The organism is Nocardioides ultimimeridianus (genome assembly GCF_054777895.1).
In genome coordinates this window covers 45,198-63,555 of sequence record NZ_BAAHAB010000010.1, presented here as the reverse complement: position 1 = coordinate 63,555, position 18,358 = coordinate 45,198, and the positions used below count along the sequence as shown (strand labels likewise).

General features: G+C 71.9%; 19 protein-coding genes. 18 read left to right on the top strand and 1 reads right to left on the bottom strand.

Annotated features, from left to right (window positions below; translation table 11 throughout):
* The first annotated feature begins 30 nt into the window (after positions 1–30).
* The gene (locus tag ACYU8V_RS10935) at positions 31–984 is read left to right on the top strand and encodes a zinc-binding dehydrogenase (protein WP_460847317.1); all 954 of its coding nucleotides are present in this window, start codon (positions 31–33) and stop codon (positions 982–984) included.
* The gene (locus ACYU8V_RS10930) at positions 981–2,318 is read left to right on the top strand and encodes an MFS transporter (RefSeq protein WP_460847315.1); all 1,338 of its coding nucleotides are present in this window, start codon (positions 981–983) and stop codon (positions 2,316–2,318) included. Before ACYU8V_RS10935 ends, ACYU8V_RS10930 begins: the two co-directional genes overlap by 4 nt.
* 20 nt (positions 2,319–2,338) lie before the next feature.
* Here the strand turns inward: ACYU8V_RS10930 and ACYU8V_RS10925 are convergent, their stop codons facing one another.
* Complete coding sequence (locus ACYU8V_RS10925; protein WP_460847314.1) at positions 2,339–3,709, bottom strand: glutamate decarboxylase; 1,371 nt, start codon at positions 3,707–3,709, stop codon at positions 2,339–2,341.
* A gap of 70 nt (positions 3,710–3,779) precedes the next feature.
* On the opposite strand from ACYU8V_RS10925, the gene ACYU8V_RS10920 reads away from it, so the two are divergent.
* The 16 genes from ACYU8V_RS10920 (at position 3,780) to atpA (ending at position 18,357) form a co-directional block, all read left to right on the top strand.
* The gene (locus ACYU8V_RS10920) at positions 3,780–5,072 is read left to right on the top strand and encodes a homoserine dehydrogenase (RefSeq protein WP_460847313.1); all 1,293 of its coding nucleotides are present in this window, start codon (positions 3,780–3,782) and stop codon (positions 5,070–5,072) included.
* A 5-nt stretch (positions 5,073–5,077) separates the two neighbouring features.
* Positions 5,078–6,154 carry a threonine synthase gene (thrC, locus tag ACYU8V_RS10915; RefSeq protein ID WP_460847312.1) on the top strand — a complete coding sequence of 359 codons (1,077 nt, stop codon included), beginning with the start codon at positions 5,078–5,080 and terminating at the stop codon, positions 6,152–6,154.
* A gap of 8 nt (positions 6,155–6,162) precedes the next feature.
* On the top strand, positions 6,163–7,062 hold the full coding sequence (thrB, locus tag ACYU8V_RS10910) for a homoserine kinase (RefSeq protein WP_460847310.1): 900 nt from the start codon (positions 6,163–6,165) through the stop codon (positions 7,060–7,062).
* Between the two features lie 326 nt (positions 7,063–7,388).
* Complete coding sequence (gene rho / locus ACYU8V_RS10905) at positions 7,389–9,164, top strand: transcription termination factor Rho (RefSeq protein WP_460847308.1); 1,776 nt, start codon at positions 7,389–7,391, stop codon at positions 9,162–9,164.
* Positions 9,165–9,276: 112 nt separating this feature from the next.
* Positions 9,277–9,489 carry a 50S ribosomal protein L31 gene (gene rpmE, locus ACYU8V_RS10900; RefSeq protein ID WP_460847306.1) on the top strand — a complete coding sequence of 71 codons (213 nt, stop codon included), beginning with the start codon at positions 9,277–9,279 and terminating at the stop codon, positions 9,487–9,489.
* A gap of 78 nt (positions 9,490–9,567) precedes the next feature.
* Positions 9,568–10,638 carry a peptide chain release factor 1 gene (prfA, locus tag ACYU8V_RS10895; protein ID WP_460847305.1) on the top strand — a complete coding sequence of 357 codons (1,071 nt, stop codon included), beginning with the start codon at positions 9,568–9,570 and terminating at the stop codon, positions 10,636–10,638.
* A complete protein-coding gene (gene prmC / locus ACYU8V_RS10890; protein WP_460847304.1) occupies positions 10,635–11,474 on the top strand; it encodes a peptide chain release factor N(5)-glutamine methyltransferase in 840 nt (279 codons plus the stop codon). The genes prfA and prmC overlap by 4 nt, the downstream gene beginning before the upstream one ends.
* A 4-nt stretch (positions 11,475–11,478) precedes the next feature.
* Positions 11,479–12,168 (top strand): L-threonylcarbamoyladenylate synthase, encoded by a 690-nt coding sequence (locus ACYU8V_RS10885; RefSeq protein WP_460847303.1) that lies wholly within the window; start codon positions 11,479–11,481, stop codon positions 12,166–12,168.
* Positions 12,161–13,348 (top strand): glycosyltransferase family 4 protein, encoded by a 1,188-nt coding sequence (locus ACYU8V_RS10880; RefSeq protein ID WP_460847301.1) that lies wholly within the window; start codon positions 12,161–12,163, stop codon positions 13,346–13,348. Before ACYU8V_RS10885 ends, ACYU8V_RS10880 begins: the two co-directional genes overlap by 8 nt.
* Before the next feature lie 143 nt (positions 13,349–13,491).
* Complete coding sequence (locus tag ACYU8V_RS10875) at positions 13,492–13,731, top strand: hypothetical protein (protein ID WP_460847299.1); 240 nt, start codon at positions 13,492–13,494, stop codon at positions 13,729–13,731.
* A complete protein-coding gene (locus tag ACYU8V_RS10870; RefSeq protein ID WP_460847297.1) occupies positions 13,728–14,150 on the top strand; it encodes a hypothetical protein in 423 nt (140 codons plus the stop codon). The genes ACYU8V_RS10875 and ACYU8V_RS10870 overlap by 4 nt, the downstream gene beginning before the upstream one ends.
* Positions 14,147–14,932, top strand: coding sequence for a F0F1 ATP synthase subunit A (atpB, locus tag ACYU8V_RS10865; protein ID WP_460847296.1), 786 nt, complete (start codon positions 14,147–14,149; stop codon positions 14,930–14,932). The genes ACYU8V_RS10870 and atpB overlap by 4 nt, the downstream gene beginning before the upstream one ends.
* Before the next feature lie 108 nt (positions 14,933–15,040).
* Positions 15,041–15,304 carry a F0F1 ATP synthase subunit C gene (locus ACYU8V_RS10860; RefSeq protein ID WP_460847294.1) on the top strand — a complete coding sequence of 88 codons (264 nt, stop codon included), beginning with the start codon at positions 15,041–15,043 and terminating at the stop codon, positions 15,302–15,304.
* 54 nt (positions 15,305–15,358) lie between these two features.
* Positions 15,359–15,877 (top strand): F0F1 ATP synthase subunit B, encoded by a 519-nt coding sequence (locus tag ACYU8V_RS10855; protein ID WP_460847293.1) that lies wholly within the window; start codon positions 15,359–15,361, stop codon positions 15,875–15,877.
* Positions 15,877–16,686, top strand: a complete 810-nt coding sequence (locus ACYU8V_RS10850) for a F0F1 ATP synthase subunit delta (protein WP_460847292.1) — start codon at positions 15,877–15,879, stop codon at positions 16,684–16,686. The genes ACYU8V_RS10855 and ACYU8V_RS10850 overlap by 1 nt, the downstream gene beginning before the upstream one ends.
* Before the next feature lie 30 nt (positions 16,687–16,716).
* Positions 16,717–18,357 carry a F0F1 ATP synthase subunit alpha gene (gene atpA, locus ACYU8V_RS10845; RefSeq protein ID WP_460847289.1) on the top strand — a complete coding sequence of 547 codons (1,641 nt, stop codon included), beginning with the start codon at positions 16,717–16,719 and terminating at the stop codon, positions 18,355–18,357.
* Position 18,358 lies beyond the last annotated feature (1 nt).

Below are 18,358 nucleotides of genomic sequence, written 5' to 3'. Positions count from 1 at the left end.
AACAATAGTTGAGGTTGTCGGATGGGTGTCGTGCACGCGATCAGACACCACACCTTCGGTCCCGCCGACGTGCTCCGCCTGGAGGAGCTGCCGGACCTCGAGCCGGGGCCTGGGCAGCTGCGGATCGCCGTCGAGGCGGCGGGCGTCCACCTGGTCGACACCGCCCTCCGTTCCGGCGGCGGCTACGCCGGCGGACCGTCTCCCGCGCTGCCCGTGATCCCCGGGCGCGAGGTGGCCGGCCTCGTCGACCGGGTCGGTGCCGGTGTCGACCCGGATCTCGTCGGCCGTCGGGTCGTGGCGCACCTCGGCCCCGCCGGTGGTGGGTACGCCGAGCAGGCCGTCGTCGCCGCGGAGCGGGCCTATCCCGTGCCGTCCGCGCTCGACGCCCCGACCGCGGTGGCGACGATCGGCACCGGTCGGACGGCCGCGGCGATCCTGGAGCTGGCCGCCGTCGTACCGGAGGACGTGGCGGCCGTGACCTCCGGCGCGGGCGGCCTCGGCCTGCTCCTGCTGCAAGGCGTGCGCAACGCCGGCGCGACCGCCGTCGGGCTTGCCGGCGGACCCCACAAGATGGCGCTCCTGGCCGATGCCGGCGCCGCGGGCATCGACTACCGCCGCGACGACTGGCGGCAGCGACTGCGTGCCCACGAGCCGCTCTCCGTGGTGTTCGACGGCGTGGGTGGCGAGATCGGCCGCGAGCTCTACGGCGCTCTCGCGCCGGGCGGGCGCCTGGTCCGCTACGGCTGGGCCTCCGGCGAGCAGAACACCTACGACGACCCGGACCGACCGGTCGTCGACGTGCTCGGCCCGGGCCTGATGGCGCGCATCGAGCACTTCGAGCGGGCCGCCCTGGCCGCGGCCGCGGACGGCACCCGGGTGCCCCATGTCGGGACCTTGCTCCCGCTGGAGCGCGCCGCCGACGCGCACCGCGCGCTCGAGACGCGGTCCTCGGTCGGCAAGGTCGTGCTGGTGGTGCGGCGATGACCGCCGTCGCCGAGCCCGTCGCGCTCTCCCCGTGGCGCGGCCGGCACGGGCGTACGACGGTCGGGGTGTTCTCGCTGTCGTTCCTGTTCGCCTTCGAGGCGCTCGCCGTCTCCACCGTCATGCCGCGGATCGCGACCGACCTGCACGGGCTGCGCTGGTACCCGGTCGCCTTCGCGGCGCCGCTCGCCGCCGCGGTCGTCGCACTGGCCACCGCCGGTCCGGACGCCGACCGGCTCGGGCCCGGCCCGGTGCTGCGCCGGGGCCTGCTGGCGTTCTGCCTGGGCGCGATCCTCGCGGGGCTGGCGCCCGACATGCCGCTGTTCCTCGTCGGCCGGCTCGTGCAGGGGTACGGCGGTGGCGCGATCGGAGTGGCCCTCTACGTCGTCATCGCGCAGGCCTACCCGGAGGACCTGCGGCCGCGGGTCTTCGCCGTGCTCACCACCGCCTGGGTGCTGCCGTCGCTCGTGGGGCCGGTGGTCGCCGCCGCGGTCGCCGACGCGTTCGGCTGGCGGTGGGTGTTCCTCGGCGTACCGCTCATCGCGGTCGCCGCCTGGGTGCTCGTCGCGGATGCCCCGTCCCACGCCGCACCCGCCGCTCGCGCTCCGGGCCGGCTCGTGCCCGCGCTGACGGCCGCCGGGGGAGCGCTCCTGGTCAGCCTGGCGGGCCAGCGGGTGCCGGGGTGGCCGGCCCTCGTCGCGCTCGGTCTCGTCCTGGTCGTCCTCGGCGGCCGGCGCCTGCTGCCGCCGGGCGCCTGGAGCCTCCGGGCCGGGCTCCCGGCCGTGCTCGGTGCCCGCGGCGCCATCGGCACGGCGTTCGCGTCGGCCGAGGTCTACGTGCCGCTGCTCCTGGTCCTGCATCGCCACCTGAGCATCACCCAGGCCGGCTGGGCGTTGACGACCGGCGCGGTGACCTGGACGGCCGGCGCCCATCTCGCGGCGCGCTGGCGGGTGCTGGCCGACCCTGCGCTCCGGGTCCGGGCCGGCGCGGTGCTGGTCGCCGCCGGGGCCGCCGGGTTCGCCTCCGTCGTGGTGCCGGGCCTCCCGCTCGTCGTACCGATCCTCGGGTGGGGCGCCTGCGGCCTCGGGATCGGCATGGCGTTCTCGACGCTGTCGGTGCTCGCGCTGGCCGTCGCGGAGCCGGGCGAGGAGGGCCGGGTGTCCTCGGCGCTGCAGGTCAACGACTACCTGCTCAACGGCGCGGGCCTCGCGATCGGCGCCGTCGTGTTCGCCGGCTTCGCGGGCACGGCACCCGTCGCCGCGGCCACCGGGCTGGTCCTCGCTGCGGCCGTCCTGGCCGCGCTCGCACTCGTCCCCGCGGCCCGCCTCGGCCGCTGACGCGTCGGCCGGTGGGTGCGTCAGTGGGCGAAGCCGCTCGTCGCCGACTCCGGCCGGGCTCCCGCCTGGAGCCGTGAGTACGCCGCCCGGAACGCGTCGTACAGCTGCCCGGCGAGGTCGCGGCTGAACCCCTCGCGCACCACGATCCGCAGCACCGAGATCGCCTGTGCGTCGTCCGGCATCGGGTAGGCCGGCACCTGCCAGCCACCGGTGCGCAGCTCGTGGGAGATGTCGTAGACCGTGAAGCCCGGGTCCCCGGTGAGGGTGAAGGACACGACCGGGATGGCTGATCCGTCGGTGATGACCTCGATGCCGTCGACCTCGGCCAGCCGCGCGCTGAGCCAGGTGGCCGTGTCGCGGAGGGTCTCCATGATCGAGGTGTAGCCGGCGCGCCCGAGCCGGATGAAGTTGTAGTACTGCCCGATCACCTGGTTGCCGGGCCGCGAGAAGTTCAGCGTGAAGGTCGGCATGTCGCCACCGAGGTAGCTCACCCGGAAGACCAGCTCCTCGGGAAGGCACTCCGCGTCGCGCCACACGACGAAGCCGATGCCGGGGTAGGTGAGGCCGTACTTGTGCCCGCTGACGTTGATCGACGCCACCCGCGGGAGTCGGAAGTCCCAGGCCAGCTCCGGCCGCAGGAACGGTACGACGAAGCCGCCGCTCGCCGCGTCCACGTGGACCGGCACGTCGGGGCCGCCCTGGGCCGCCAGCTCGTCCAGCGCCGCGCAGATCTCCTCGATCGGCTCCAGCTCGCCGGTGAACGTCGTACCGAGGATGCCGACGACGCCGATCGTGTCCTCGTCGACCGCGGCCACGACCTGCTCGGGGGTGATCACGTAGCGACCCGGGGCCATCGGCAGGTAGCGCGGCTCGACCTCGAAGTAGCGGCAGAACTTCTCCCAGACGACCTGGACGTTCGAGCCGAGCACCAGGTTGGGGGTGCCGCCGGCCGTTCCGCGGCGGGCCCGCCAGCGCCACTTCAAAGCCAGCCCGGCGAGCATCACGGCCTCCGAGGAGCCGATCGTCGAGACGCCGGTGGCGGACGAGGGATCGGTCGCCGACAGCCCCGGCGCGTGGAACAGGTCGGCCACCATCGCCACGCACCGCTGCTCGATGGCGGCCGTCGCGGGGTACTCGTCCTTGTCGATCATGTTCTTGTCGAGGGCCTCGGTCATCAGCCGGCCCGCCTCGGGATCCATCCAGGTGGTCACGAAGGTCGCCAGGTTCAGCCGGGAGGAGCCGTCGAGCATCAGCTCGTCGTGGATGAACTGGTACGCCGCGCGCGGGGCGATCGAGTCGTCGGGGAGCCGGAGCGCGGGGAGCGCCTCGATCCCCAGTCGGCCGGTGTAGGCGGGTGCGATGTCGGCTGCTTCGTCGTCGCGAGGGCTCACGCTGCCGAAGATAGCCCCGAGGAGTGGACGGGGATCGGGCCCGGGACCCCACCGCCGATAACCTTGGCCCGTGAGCAATCCCCTCAAGGTGGCCGTCCTGGGCTGCGGGTCCGTCGGGTCGCAGGTGGTGCGACTCCTCGGCGAGCAGTCCGCAGATCTGGCCGCACGGGTGGGTGCGCCGATCGAGCTCGCCGGCGTCGCCGTACGCCGCCTCGACGCGGCCCGTGAGGTCGACGTACCTGCCGACCTGCTGACCACGGACGCCGCGGCGCTCGTCGCGCGCGACGACATCGACCTGGTCATCGAGGTGATCGGCGGCATCGAGCCGGCCCGCACGCTGATCCTCAGCGCCCTGGAGAACGGCGCCAGCGTCGTGACCGCCAACAAGGCGCTCCTGGCCGAGGACGGCCCGACGCTTTTCGAGGCCGCCGAGAAGGCGGGCCGCGACCTCTACTACGAGGCCGCCGTCGCCGGCGCCATCCCGATCCTGCGCCCGCTGCGCGAGAGCCTCGCCGGCGACCGCGTCACCAAGGTGATGGGCATCGTCAACGGCACCACGAACTTCATCCTCGACAAGATGGACTCCGTCGGCGCGGGCTACGAGGAGACTCTCGAGGAGGCCCAGGCGCTGGGGTACGCCGAGGCCGACCCGACCGCCGACGTCGAGGGCTTCGACGCCGCCGCCAAGGCCGCGATCCTGGCCAGCTTGGCCTTCCACAGCCGGGTCACCGCCGCCGACGTGCACCGCGAGGGCATCTCCGAGGTGTCCGCGGGCGACGTGCGCTCGGCCCGCGAGATGGGCAGCGTCGTGAAGCTGCTCGCGATCGCCGAGCTCGTCGAGGACAAGGGTGTGAGCGTCCGTGTCCACCCTGCGATGATCCCGAGGAGCCACCCGCTCGCCAGCGTGCGCGAGGCCTACAACGCGGTGTTCGTGGAGTCCGAGGCCGCGGGCCAGCTGATGTTCTACGGCCCCGGTGCCGGCGGTGCGCCGACGGCGAGCGCCGTCCTGGGCGACCTGGTCACGGTCGCCCGCAACCGGCTCGCGGGCACCCGCGGCACCGGCGAGTCGGCGTACGCCGACCGGGTGGTGCTGCCGATGGGGGAGACCCGCACCCGCTATCACGTGGCGATCGACGTGGACGACAAGGCCGGCGTACTCGCCGCGGTCGCCAACGCGTTCGCCGCCCACGGCGTCTCGATCCAGACCGTCCGGCAGGAGGGGCGCGGCGACGACGCCCAGTTGGTCGTGGTCTCCCACGAGGCGACCGACGCCCAGCTGTCGGCGACCGTCGACGAGCTGCGGGGCATGGACATCGTCCGCGAGGTCACCTCGGTGATGCGCGTTGAAGGGGGCCTGGAGTGAGCGGGATGAGCGGCGTGAGCGCGCTGACCCACCAGTGGAGGGGCGTGATCGAGGAGTACCGCGACCTCCTCGACATCCCCGCGGACACCCCGGCGGTGACCCTGCGCGAGGGCGGCACGCCGCTGGTGCACTCCGGCTGGCTGTCCGGCCTGACCGGCGCGCACGTGTGGCTCAAGGTCGAGGGCAACAACCCGACCGGCTCGTTCAAGGACCGCGGCATGACCACGGCGCTCTCGGTCGCCGTGCACCAGGGCGCCGAGGCCGTCGTCTGCGCCTCCACCGGCAACACCTCCGCCTCGATGGCCGCGTACGCCGCCAAGGCCGGTGTCACGCCGATCGTGCTCGTGCCCGAGGGCAAGATCGCCGCGGGCAAGATGGCGCAGGCCGTCGTGCACGGCTCGAAGGTGATCCAGGTCCGCGGCAACTTCGACGACTGCCTGCGGATGGCCCGCGGCATGTCCGAGAAGTACCCCGTGGCGCTGGTCAACTCGGTCAACCCGCACCGCCTCGAGGGGCAGAAGACGGCCGCCTTCGAGATCGTCGACTTCCTCGGCGACGCCCCCGACTACCACCTGCTGCCCGTCGGCAACGCGGGCAACATCTCGGCGTACTGGCTCGGCTACCAGCAGTACGCCGACCTCGGGCGCGCCACGCGCAAGCCCATCATGCGCGGCTTCCAGGCCGCCGGCGCTGCGCCGCTCGTCGACGGTGCGCCGGTCGACGACCCGGAGACCAAGGCGACCGCGATCCGGATCGGCAACCCCGCGTCCTGGCAGCTCGCGGAGAACGCCGCCAAGGAGTCCGGCGGCCGCTTCGCGAAGGTCACCGACGAGCAGATCCTCTCCGCGCAGGCCGAGCTGGCCCGCAACGACGGCGTCTTCGTCGAGCCCGCCTCCGCCGCCGGCGTCGCCGGGCTGCTGCAGGAGCTCGCGGCCGGTGAGACGTACGCCGGCACGACCGTGGCGATCACCGTCACCGGCCACGGGCTCAAGGACATCGCCACCGCGCTCGAGGGCGTCGTGCTCCCCGACCTCGTGGTGGACGCCGACGTCGACGCGGCGGCCGCGGCGGCCGGTCTCTGAGCGCTCCGATGACCTTCGTCGACGGCCCGGTGCGGGTCTCGGTCCCCGCGACCTCCGCCAACCTCGGTCCCGGCTTCGACGCCCTCGGGCTCGCGCTGGACCTGCGCGACGAGCTCGAGGCGGAGGTGCTGCCCGAGGGCCTCGTCGTCGAGGTCTCGGGTGTCGGCGAGGGCGAGGTCCCGCTCGACGAGCGGCACATGGTCGTGCGGTCGATGCGCGCGGTGTTCGAGCGGATCGGCGTACAGCCTCCGGGCCTGCGGCTCTCGTGCACCAACGTCATCCCGCACGCGCGCGGCCTCGGGTCCTCCTCGGCGGCGATCGTCGCCGGTGTGTGGCTGGGTCGCGAGCTCGTCGCGGGTGGCCGGCTCTGGCTCGACGACGCCGCGCTGCTCGACCTCGCCGCGCGGATCGAGGGGCACCCCGACAACGTCGCCCCGGCCCTGTACGGCGGCTTCACCATCGCCGGTCACGACGCGGACGGCTCGTTCTGGGCGACTCCCGGTGGGGTCGACCCGCGGATCAGCGTGGTGGTCTTCGTGCCGCCGACGCCGGTCTCGACCGAGGAGGCGCGTGGCCTGCTGCCCGCGACGGTGCCGCACGCGGACGCCGCGGCCAACGCCGGTCGGGCCGCACTCCTCGTGGCCGCGCTCGGCAGCGCGCCCGAGCTGCTGCTGCGCGCGACCGAGGACCGCCTCCACCAGGACTACCGCCGTCCCGCCATGCCGGAGAGCCTGGCCCTGGTCGACGCGCTCCGCGCCGACGGCATCGCGGCGATCGTCTCCGGCGCCGGCCCGACCGTGCTGGCCTTCGCCGACGGCACCGACGCCGCGACCCTGCTCGCCCGGTGCCCGCAGGGATGGGCGGGACACGCCCTCGCCATCGACGCCACCGGCGCTCGCCCCGCCTGACCCCACCCACCCGCGAGACGTCACCTCTGCACCCCCGAGGCGTCACCTCTGCACCGCCGAGGCGTCACCTCTGCACCGCCGAGGCGTCACGTCTGCATCGCCGAGGGGTCACATCCGCGACCCGGCGGGACGGCTCGCGCAGAGTTGACGTCTCGACGCGGCAGATGTGACGCCTCGAGGGTGCACAGGTGACGCCTCGCGAGCGGGGGTGGTGCTAGGTTGGCCGTACGCCGCCGCGCCCGACCGATCCGGAACGGGCAGCTCGGGCGGCGATCTGTTCAAGAGCCGCACACGTCTGTGCGGCCGTCATCCGTGAAGGAACTCACGTGACCGAATCTCTCGACGCTTCGGCGGGCCAGGCCGACCAGGCTCCCGCGAAGAAGCGCGCCGGCGGGCTCAACTCGATGCTGCTCGCCGACCTCAAGGCCATGGCCGGCGGCATGGGCATCTCCGGCGCCGGCAGCATGAAGAAGGCCCAGCTGATCGACGCGATCAAGGAGTCGCAGTCCGGTCAGGGCCGCCCCGCGAAGGCCGAGCCGGAGAAGAAGGCCGAGCCGGAGAAGAAGAACGAGCCGCAGAAGGACTCCCAGCCCGAGCAGGAGGCCCCGGCTGCGAAGTCCGGCGCGCCCACGACGAAGGTCGAGCAGCGCCCGCTGCGGACGGCGAAGCCGGCACCCGAACCGGCCGAGAACGCCGAGAACGCCGAGGACGCCGAGAAGGCCAAGGAGGAGCGTCCCGCCCAGCAGCGGCCGCGCCAGAACCAGCCCGCGAAGAAGACCGCCCAGCAGCAGCCGCAGCAGGACAAGCAGGCGCAGCAGGACCGGCAGGCCCAGCAGGAGAAGGCCCAGCAGGACCGGTCCGAGCCCCATGACGACGATGACGACAACGACGACGACGGCGAGGGCGGCGCCCGCCGCAACCGCCGCCGCCGCGGCCGCGACCGCAACCGCACGGTCCGCGAGCAGGAGAACGAGGTCCGCGAGGACGACGTACTCGTTCCCGCCGCCGGCATCCTCGACGTCCTGGACAACTACGCCTTCGTGCGTACGTCGGGCTACCTGGCCGGTGTCGACGACGTCTACCTCTCGCTCTCGCTGGTCCGCAAGTACGGCCTGCGTCGCGGTGACGCCGTCGCGGGCCAGGTCCGCCAGCCGCGCGAGGGCGAGCGCCGCGAGAAGTTCAACCCGATGGTGCGCATCGACGCGGTCAACGGCGCGGACCCCGAGCTGGCCAAGAGCCGCCCGGACTTCGCGACCTTCGTGCCGACCCACCCGACCGACCGGCTCCGCATGGAGACGACGCCGGACAACCTGACCGGCCGGCTGCTCGACCTGGCCGCGCCCATCGGCAAGGGCCAGCGCGGCCTGGTGACGGCTCCCACCAAGTCCGGCCGCACCACGCTGCTGCGCTCGATCGGCTCCTCGATCACCGCGAACAACCCCGAGGCGCACCTGATGGTGGTGCTGCTCGACGAGCGCCCCGAGGAGGTCACCGACTTCCAGCGGGCGATCAAGGGCGAGGTCATCGCGAGCACCTTCGACCGTCCGGCGCTGGACCACGTCACGGCGGCCGAGCTGGCCGTCGAGCGGGCCAAGCGGCTGGTCGAGCTGGGACACGACGTCATCGTGCTGTTCGACGGACTGACCCGCCTGGGCCGGGCCTACAACCTGGCGGGCGCGGCCAACGGCCGGGTCGCGACCGGCGGCGTCGAGGCGAACGCGCTCTACGGGCTCAAGCGGCTCTTCGGTGCGGCCCGCAACGTCGACAACGGCGGCTCGCTGACCATCATCGCCACGGTGGTCAACGGCTCGACCTCGGCCATCGACCAGCTCCTGTTCGAGGAGATCGACGGCACCGAGAACCTCGAGATCCGGCTGCGCCGCGACCTCGCCGAGGAGCGGTCCTACCCGGCGATCGACGTGGTGACCTCGGGCACGCGGCACGCCGACCTGCTCACCAGCGCCGAGGAGCAGGGCATCCTGTCCAAGCTGGGCGCCGAGCTGGCCGACCTCACCCCGACCGATGCCCACCGCTCGCTGGTCGAGCGGCTGGGAAGAACTCGGACCAACATCGAGTTCTTGATGGGTGTGCAGCGCCACTGAGCGCCCGGGCCGAGGATTGGCCCGGCGCTCGGCGACCGCCGTACACTTCACCAGTTCCGCTCCGGTTCACGTCCGCACGACCGTGGGACGACCCGGCGCACGAGAGGAAACCATGAAGAAGGACATCCACCCCGAGTACTTCGTGACCCAGGTGACCTGCACCTGCGGCGCCCAGTTCACGACCGGCAGCACGGTTGCCTCGGGCACCATCCACAGCGACGTGTGCTCGCAGTGCCACCCGTTCTACACGGGCAAGCAGAAGATCCTCGACACCGGCGGTCGCGTCGCGAAGTTCGAGGCCAAGTACGGCAAGGTCGGCAAGTAGCTCTCCGCGATGCGCCGGTTCCCGCACGGGAACCGGCGCATCGTCGTCTCGTGACCCGTCGACCCGAAGGACCAGCCTGTGTTCGAAGCCGTTGAGGGCATGCTCGCCGAGCATGCCGAGCTCGAGACCAGGCTCTCGCAGCCCGAGACCCACGCGGACGCACGCCTGGCGCGCACCCTGAACCGTCGGTACGCCGCCCTCAACGCCATCATCGGCACCTGGCGGGAGTGGCGCCAGCACGGCGAGGACGCCGAGGCGGCGCGTGAGCTGGCGGCCGACGACCCGGCCTTCGCCGAGGAGGTCGAGGAGCTGCTCGCCCAGCGCGAGGCGGCGGCCGAGAAGCTCCGCCGGCTGCTGGTCCCGCGCGACGAGACCGACGACAGCGACGCCATCCTCGAGGTCATGGCCGGGGCCGGGGGCGAGGAGTCCGCGCTGTTCGCGGGCGACCTGCTCCGCATGTACATGAGGTACGCCGAGCGTCGCGGCTGGAAGACCGAGATCCTGGATGCGACCGAGTCCGACCTGGGTGGCTACAAGTCGGTGACCGTCGCGGTGAAGGGCGGCAGCAGCGAGCCCGGTCAGGCGCCGTACGGGCTGCTCAAGTTCGAGGGCGGCGTGCACCGTGTGCAGCGCGTCCCCGTGACCGAGAGCCAGGGCCGGATCCACACCAGCGCCGCCGGCGTGATGGTGATGCCGGAGGCCGAGCAGGTCGACGTCGAGATCCACGAGAACGACCTCCGCATCGACGTCTTCCGCTCCAGCGGTCCCGGCGGCCAGAGCGTCAACACGACCGACTCGGCCGTGCGCATCACCCACCTGCCGACCGGCATCGTGGTCAGCTGCCAGAACGAGAAGTCGCAGCTGCAGAACAAGGAGCAGGCGATGCGCATCCTGCGCGCCCGGCTGCTGCAGGCAGCCCAGGACGCCGCTGACGCCGAGGCCTCCGACGCCCGCCGCAGCCAGGTCCGCACCGTCGACCGGTCCGAGCGGATCCGCACCTACAACTACCCGGAGAACCGCATCTCCGACCACCGCACGGGCTACAAGGCCTACAACCTCGACCAGGTCCTCGACGGCGACCTGCAGCCGATCCTCGACTCCTGCGTCGACACCGACATGGCCGCCCGGCTGGCCGCGCTCGAGGAGTGAGCGACATCCGGAGCCTCCTCGCGGAGGCCACGGCCGCGCTCACGGCGGCCGAGGTCCCGAGCCCGGAGTACGACGCCGCCGAGCTGCTCGCCCACGTCCTCGGCACGACCCGCGGCGCCCTGTCCCTCCGCTCCGACATCTCGGCCGAGGACACCCGCCGGTTCCGGGAGCTGGTCGAGCGCCGCGCCGCGCGCGAGCCGCTGCAGCACCTGATCGGCACGGCCTGGTTCCGCCACATCTCGGTCCAGGTCGGTCCGGGCGTCTTCACCCCCCGGCCCGAGACCGAGCTGCTCGCCGGCTGGGCGATCGGCCAGGCGGGCCCCGGGGCGGTCGTCGTCGACCTCTGCACCGGCTCCGGCGTCATCGCCAAGTCCCTCGCCCACGAGGTCCCCGGGGCCGAGATCCACGCCTGCGAGCTCGACCCACCGGCGTACGCCTGGGCCGAGCGCAACCTCGCCGGCACCGGCGTCGACCTGCGCCAGGGCGACCTGGCCTCCGAGTTCGACGACCTCCTCGGCAGCGTCGACGTGGTGGTCAGCAACCCGCCGTACGTCCCGCTGGAGGCATGGGAGTCCGTGGCACCCGAGGCACGCGACCACGACCCGCACCTGGCGCTCTTCTCCGGCGACGACGGGCTCGACGCGATCCGCACGCTGGCGCTCCGCGCCGCCGCCCTGCTCAGGCCGGGAGGCGTGGTGGGCATCGAGCACGCCGACGTGCAGGGGGACAGCGTCCCCGCGGTCCTCGCCGCGACCGGCCTGTGGAGCGAGATCCGCGACCACCGCGACCTGTCCGGAAGGCCTCGCTTCACCACTGCCACGAGGGTGCAAGGATGACGTCGTGACTGCCACGCGGATGCCGACGTCGACCGAGGAGGAGATCGAGGAGGCGCTCGACGCCGCCAGCCTCGCCGTACGCCGGGGCGAGCCCGTCGTGCTGCCGACCGACACCGTCTACGGCATCGGTGCCGACGCGTTCGACCCGGCAGCCGTCGCGAGCCTGCTCGAGGCCAAGGGCCGTGGTCGCGACATGCCGCCGCCGGTCCTGGTGACCTCGGCCGCGACGCTCGACGCCCTCGCGGCCCGGGTGCCGGACTACGTGCGGACCCTGGTTGCCCGGTTCTGGCCGGGCCCGCTGACCGTCGTGTGCCACCAGCAGCCCTCGCTTCAGTGGGACCTGGGGGAGACCCGCGGCACCGTCGCCGTACGGGTGCCCGACCACGACATCGCCCGGCGGCTCCTCGAGCGCACCGGCCCGCTGGCCGTCTCCTCGGCCAACCTGACCGGCGAGCCCGCGGCCACCGACGCCGAGCGGGCGCTGGCCATGCTCGGCGAGTCGGTCGCCGTGGTGATCGATGCCGGCACCAGCCCCGGCGGTGAGCCGTCCACGATCGTGGACGCCACCGGCGACCGTCCGCGGCTGCTGCGCGCGGGTGCGATCCCGGTCGCCGAGCTCGACGCGGCCCTGCTCGACCTGGCCATCACCGTGGAGCGCCCCGAGGAGACCGAGGGGTCGCCGACGGATGCGTGAGTACGTCGTCGTCTTCCTGGTCGCGGCCGTCGTCACCTACCTGCTGACGGTGGTCGCCCGGGAGTTCGCGATCCGCACCGGCGCCGTCGCCCCGGTCCGCGACCGGGACGTGCACGCCGAGCCAATCCCGTACCTCGGGGGAGTGGCGATGCTGGGCGGGCTGTTCGCGGCGATCCTGGTCGCCCAGCACCTGCCGTTCCTCTCCACCAGCCAGCCCTGGGTGTGGGACGACGCCATGTCGGTGCTCGGCTCCGGCGCCCTGATCTGCGGGGTCGGCGTGCTCGACGACATCTTCGACCTGGACGCGCTCACCAAGTTCGGCGGCCAGGTGCTCGCGGTGGGCCTGCTCATCTACTCCGGCATCCAGTTCAGCTACCTGTACCAGCCCGACGGGAGCCAGTTCTCCCTCGACCCCGGACAGGGCGCCCTGTTCACGGCACTGATCGTGCTCGCCACCGTCAACGCGGTGAACTTCATCGACGGTCTCGACGGCCTCGCCGCCGGGGTCATCGGCATCTCGGCGGTGGCGCTGTTCGTGTTCTGCTACGCGCTCACCGTCATCAACGACGTCACACGCGCGACCACCGGCGCCCTGCTGGCCGCGGCGCTGGCGGGTGCGTGCCTGGGCTTCATCGCGCACAACTTCCACCCCGCGCGACTCTTCATGGGCGACAGCGGGTCGATGCTGATCGGCCTGGTGCTGTCCGGCTCGGCGATCACGGTGACCACCCAGTTCTCCCCGGGCGACCTCGCGAAGGGTGCCGACGGGGCGGGCTCCAGCCTGCTGCCGATGCTGCTGCCGGTCCTGCTGCCCGTGCTCATCCTGATCGTGCCGCTGGCCGACCTCGTCCTCGCCGTCGTACGACGGACCCGGGCCGGCCGCTCGCCGTTCGCCCCCGACAAGCAGCACCTGCACCATCGGCTGCTGGAGATCGGCCACTCGCACCGCCGCGCGGTCCTCATCATGTGGCTGTGGGCGGGCCTGATCGCCTTCGCGACGGTCGTGGCGAGCGTCTACCCGGGGCGCCCGGCCTGGCTCGGCATCGGCGTGGCCACCGTCGTCATCGTGGGCCTCACCTTCGTCGTACCCATGTTCCGGCGCGACGGCCAGGCGCCGGTCCTCGAGCCCCTTCCCGACCCCGCCCCGACCCCCGAGGAGGAGGCGGCCGGCAGCTTGTGATAGCTTTCACGAGCTTGCTCGGAGCACCTTTCCCGCCCAGATCTTCCGAACGGATGCCATCCAATGACACCCGCTGCTTTCGCCTTTCCGGGGGCCGTTCGGCCGACCCGTGTGGCGAGGCGGGTCTGTGGTAGTTTCCGGCCATGCGCGGCCGTGACCTCCTCGGCCTCGGCGGCATGCTCGTCGGCGCTGTCGTCGGTTGCACGGCACTCGGGTTGCTCGTCGACCATCTCGCCGGCACCGACCCGATCGGCGTCGTTCTCGGCGTCGCGGTCGGCATGGTGCTCGGGGCCGTCGGGTTCGCCCTGCGGGTCCGCCGGGCGCTGCGCATGCCGCTCGACGACCACGATGCTCCCGACCCGAGGAACGAGGTGACACCGTGACCACGCACGCCCAGTTCCCCGGGATCCCTGCGCGCGCCAGCTGGCCGCGGGTCATCAAGGACCAGCGCAAGGTCGAGATGGTCGCCCTCGGGCTGATGATCTTCAGCCTGTGGTTCCGTCAGGTCGGCCCCTGGGCCCTGCCGCTCTCGCTGGCGGCCGGCATCTTCCTCGGCCTGCTCAACCACCTGGTGACCGAGTACTGGCTGCTCCGCACCATCACGCGGGGCGACGCCCCGACCAAGGCCGACCTGCGCCGCTCGACCATGCTGCGGCTGGCTGTGGTGTCGGTGATCGCCATCGCGATCGCCTTCGCCTGGCGGCCCTACGGTGTCGGCGTGCTGCTCGGTCTTGCTATCTTCCGCCTGATCGCGCTCGTGATGACCACGATCCCGCTGCTTAAGGAGTTGAAGAATCAGTGAGTGGCCTGCTGCCTCTTGAGATTCACATCGAGCCCGGTGTCCACCCCACGCGTGAGTGGTTCGGGGTGACGGTCAACATCGACACGATCTTCTCCACCGCGGTCGCCGGTGTGATCGTCCTGGCGCTGGGCTTCCTGGTCCGCCGCGCGCTGACCAAGAACACCGCGGACCACGTCCCGACCAAGCTCCAGATCATCTGGGAGTCGGTCGTGGGCGAGGTCAACAAGCAGGTCGAGGACAACCTCGGCAAGGTGAACCCGTACGTCGCGCCGCTGGCGATCTGCCTCTTCTTCTTCATCCTCATCGCGAACTGGCTGGAGCTGGTCCCGACCGAGTTCCACATCGGCGACACCAACTACCACCTGCTGCCGGCCCCGACCGCCGACACCAACCTCACCTACGCGATGGCGATCTTCGCGGTCGTCAGCGTGTGGGTCTACGGCATCCGCAAGAGCGGCCTCGGCTACTTCAAGCACTTCGTGCAGCCCTACCCGGTGCTGCTGCCGCTCACCGTCCTGGAGGAGCTCGTCAAGCCGGTCACGCTGGCCCTGCGACTCTTCGGCAACATCTTCGCCGGCGGCATCATGCTGGCCCTGATCGCCGCCATCCCGTGGTGGGCGGGCATGCCGGTGGCCAACGTGCTCTGGAAGATGTTCGACATGGTCATCGGCGGTCTGCAGGCGTTCATCTTCGCGCTGCTGACGGTGCTCTACTTCGCGATGGCCGGTGGCGGTCACGACGACGAGCACGAGACGGACGGCGCCACGGCGTCGGCCCACTGATCCACCGCACCACAACTCAAGACTCGCGACCCGGGCACGAACGCCCGACGTCGCACCAGAGGTAATCACCGTGCGCCGCTCCCCGCGGCGCGAGACCAAGGAGAAACAATGGCAGTCACGAACACCAACCAGGCCATCACGCTTGCTGGCGCCTTCGTCGGCGGTGGCCTCGCCCTGGGCGGCGGCGCGATCGGTGCCGGTATCGGTGACGGCCTGGCCGGTTCGTCGTACATCGAGGGTGTTGCTCGCCAGCCGGAGGCCCAGGGCCGCCTGCAGACGATCTTCTTCCTCACCGTGGGTCTGGTCGAGGCGATGTTCTTCATCAACCTCGCCTTCATGGCCCTGTTCGTCTTCGTCCTCGGCGGCAAGTGAGCCGGTCCCCTCTGGGGACCTGCCACCCGCACCAGACCAGAAGGACATGAGTAGATGAGCACAACGCAGCTGATCCCGCTCGAGAGCAACTTCCTCGTGCCGAACGGCACGTTCGTCGTGGAGTTGATCGCGTTCGCGATCATGTTCGCCATCATCGCGCGGTACATCGTTCCGCCGATCAACCGGGCGATGGAGGCGCGGCAGGAGGCCATCCGCCAGCAGTTCGCCGAGCTCGACCAGGCCAAGGCCGAGGCCACCTCGGCCAAGGACGAGTTCCAGTCGCAGATCGAGGACGCCCGCAAGGAGGCGGCCAAGATCCGCGAGGAGGCTCGCGAGCAGGGCGCCGCGATCATCGCCGAGATGCGTGAGCAGGCGGCAGCCGAGTCGGCGCGGATCGTCGAGCACGGCAAGACCCAGCTCGAGGCCGAGCGGCAGCAGGCCATCGCGTCGCTGCGGGCCGAGGCCGGCGGTCTGGCCACCGGCCTGGCCGGTCGCATCGTCGGGGAGAGCCTGGACGACGAGGCTCGCCAGAGCCGCGTCGTGGAGCGCTTCCTCGCCGAGCTGGAGGCCTGATGGACTTCCGTGGAGCATCCGCCGAGGCGGTCAGCGCCCTCACCGGTGAGCTGAGCGCGGCGGTCGGCACGGACGGGGCCAAGGCCTCGGCCGCCGCGGAGTCGCTGTACGCCGCCGCGGCCGCGGTCCGCGACGAGCCCGGCCTGCGCCGGTTCGCCGTCGACCAGTCCGTGGCCGGCGACGCCAAGGCCGCCCTGGTCCGCGAGGTCCTCGGCAAGCTCGACGGCACCGCGGTCTCCCTGGTCGTCTCGGCGGTCCAGCAGCGCTGGACCAGCGGCGGGGACCTGGTCCGCGGTCTGCAGCACCTGGCGGAGGTCGCCACCGTGCGCTCCGCCGGCGGCGACCAGAACAAGGTCGCCGACGAGCTGTTCGCCGTACGCGAGATGGTCCAGGACAACCCGGGCCTGCGCGACGCGCTCGCCGACCCGAGCCGTCCGCTCGCCGACCGCACCGCGCTGGCCGAGTCGCTGCTCGCCGGCAAGGCGCTGCCCGCCACCGTGACCCTGGTCAAGCAGGCCGTCACCGGCGTGCACGGCACGGTCACCGCGGGTCTGGGCCACTACCGCAGCCTCGCGGCCGAGGTCGTGGGCGAGAGCGTCGCCACCGTCCGCGTCGCCACCCCGCTCGCCGACGCGCAGCTCGACCGGCTGGTCGGTGCGCTGTCGCGCAAGCACGGTCGTCCCGTCCACGTCAACGTCGTGGTCGACCCGAGCGTGATCGGTGGCGTCAAGGTCGCCATCGGTGACCAGATCATCGACGGCACCATCGCCACCCGGCTCGACGACGCCCGGCGTCGCATCGCCGGCTGAAGCACTTAACGAAACGAGAGAGAAGGCATCATGACGGACCTGTCTATCCGTCCGGACGAGATCCGCGACGCCCTGGCGAAGTACGTCGCCGACTACCAGCCCGACGCCGCCAAGGCCGAGGAGGTCGGCACGGTCGCGCAGACCGCGGACGGCATCGCCCGGGTCGCCGGACTGCCGTCGGCCATGGCCAACGAGCTGCTCGAGTTCGAGGACGGCACCCTCGGCATCGCGCTGAACCTCGACACCAAGGAGATCGGTGTCGTCGTCCTGGGTGACTTCGACTCGATCGAGGAGGGCCAGCCCGTCCGTCGTACCGGCGAGGTCCTCTCGGTTCCCGTCGGCGACGGCTACCTGGGCCGGGTCGTGAACCCGCTCGGCAACCCGATCGACGGCCTCGGCGACATCGCGACCACCGGCCGCCGCGCCCTCGAGCTGCAGGCGCCGGGCGTCATGCAGCGCAAGTCGGTGCACGAGCCGCTCGCCACCGGCATCAAGGCGATCGACTCGATGACCCCGATCGGCCGCGGCCAGCGCCAGCTCATCATCGGTGACCGCGCGACCGGCAAGACCACGGTCGCGATCGACACGATCATCAACCAGAAGGCGAACTGGGAGTCGGGCGACCCCGACAAGCAGGTCCGCTGCATCTACGTCGCCGTCGGCCAGAAGGGCTCGACCATCGCCTCGGTGCGCGGAGCGCTCGAGGAGGCCGGCGCGCTGGAGTACACCACCATCGTGGCCGCTCCCGCGTCGGACAGCGCGGGCTTCAAGTACCTCGCCCCGTACACCGGCTCGGCCATCGGCCAGGAGTGGATGTACGACGGCAAGCACGTCCTGATCGTCTTCGACGACCTGACCAAGCAGGCCGAGGCCTACCGCGCGGTCTCGCTGCTGCTGCGTCGTCCGCCGGGCCGCGAGGCGTACCCGGGTGACGTCTTCTACCTGCACTCCCGCCTGCTGGAGCGCTGCGCGAAGCTGTCCGACGACCTGGGCCACGGCTCGATGACCGGTCTGCCGATCATCGAGACCAAGGCGAACGACGTCTCGGCGTTCATCCCGACCAACGTCATCTCGATCACCGACGGCCAGATCTTCCTGCAGTCCGACCTGTTCGCTGCCAACCAGCGTCCGGCCATCGACGTGGGTGTCTCGGTGTCGCGAGTCGGCGGCGCGGCGATGACCAAGGCGATGAAGGCCGTCACCGGCTCGCTCAAGGTCGACCTCGCGCAGTTCCGCGCGATGGAGGCGTTCGCCATGTTCGCCTCCGACCTCGACGCCGCGTCGAAGCAGCAGCTGGCCCGTGGCCAGCGGCTGATGGCGCTGCTCAAGCAGCCGGCCTACTCGCCGTACTCGGTCGAGGACATGACCGTCTCGCTGTGGCTGGGCACCTCGGGTCGCCTCGACGTGCTCCCGGTCGAGGACGTGCTGAAGTTCGAGCAGGAGTTCCTGGACTACCTGCGCACCTCGAACTCGGGCGTGCTCTCCACCATCCGCGAGACGCTGAAGTTCGAGGACGACACCGAGCAGTCGCTCATCGGCTCCTACGACCACTTCCTGGGCGAGTTCCAGACCTCCGCGGGTGGCTTCATCCGTGCCGGTCACGAGGAGAACACCCCGCTCGCCGATGAGGCGATCGAGCAGGAGACCATCGTCAAGCAGAAGAAGGCGTGAG

Bases quoted from the DNA above. Each gene is read 5' to 3' on its own strand.
- rpmE (WP_460847306.1), top strand. From the start codon at position 9,277: ATGAAGAAGGACATCCACCCCGAGTACTTCGTGACCCAGGTGACCTGC.
- thrB (WP_460847310.1), top strand. From the start codon at position 6,163: ATGACCTTCGTCGACGGCCCGGTGCGGGTCTCGGTCCCCGCGACCTCC.
- ACYU8V_RS10855 (WP_460847293.1), top strand. From the start codon at position 15,359: ATGAGCACAACGCAGCTGATCCCGCTCGAGAGCAACTTCCTCGTGCCG.
- ACYU8V_RS10875 (WP_460847299.1), top strand. From the start codon at position 13,492: ATGCGCGGCCGTGACCTCCTCGGCCTCGGCGGCATGCTCGTCGGCGCT.
- ACYU8V_RS10880 (WP_460847301.1), top strand. From the start codon at position 12,161: ATGCGTGAGTACGTCGTCGTCTTCCTGGTCGCGGCCGTCGTCACCTAC.
- thrC (WP_460847312.1), top strand. From the start codon at position 5,078: ATGAGCGGCGTGAGCGCGCTGACCCACCAGTGGAGGGGCGTGATCGAG.
- ACYU8V_RS10860 (WP_460847294.1), top strand. From the start codon at position 15,041: ATGGCAGTCACGAACACCAACCAGGCCATCACGCTTGCTGGCGCCTTC.
- ACYU8V_RS10850 (WP_460847292.1), top strand. From the start codon at position 15,877: ATGGACTTCCGTGGAGCATCCGCCGAGGCGGTCAGCGCCCTCACCGGT.
- atpA (WP_460847289.1), top strand. From the start codon at position 16,717: ATGACGGACCTGTCTATCCGTCCGGACGAGATCCGCGACGCCCTGGCG.
- ACYU8V_RS10930 (WP_460847315.1), top strand. From the start codon at position 981: ATGACCGCCGTCGCCGAGCCCGTCGCGCTCTCCCCGTGGCGCGGCCGG.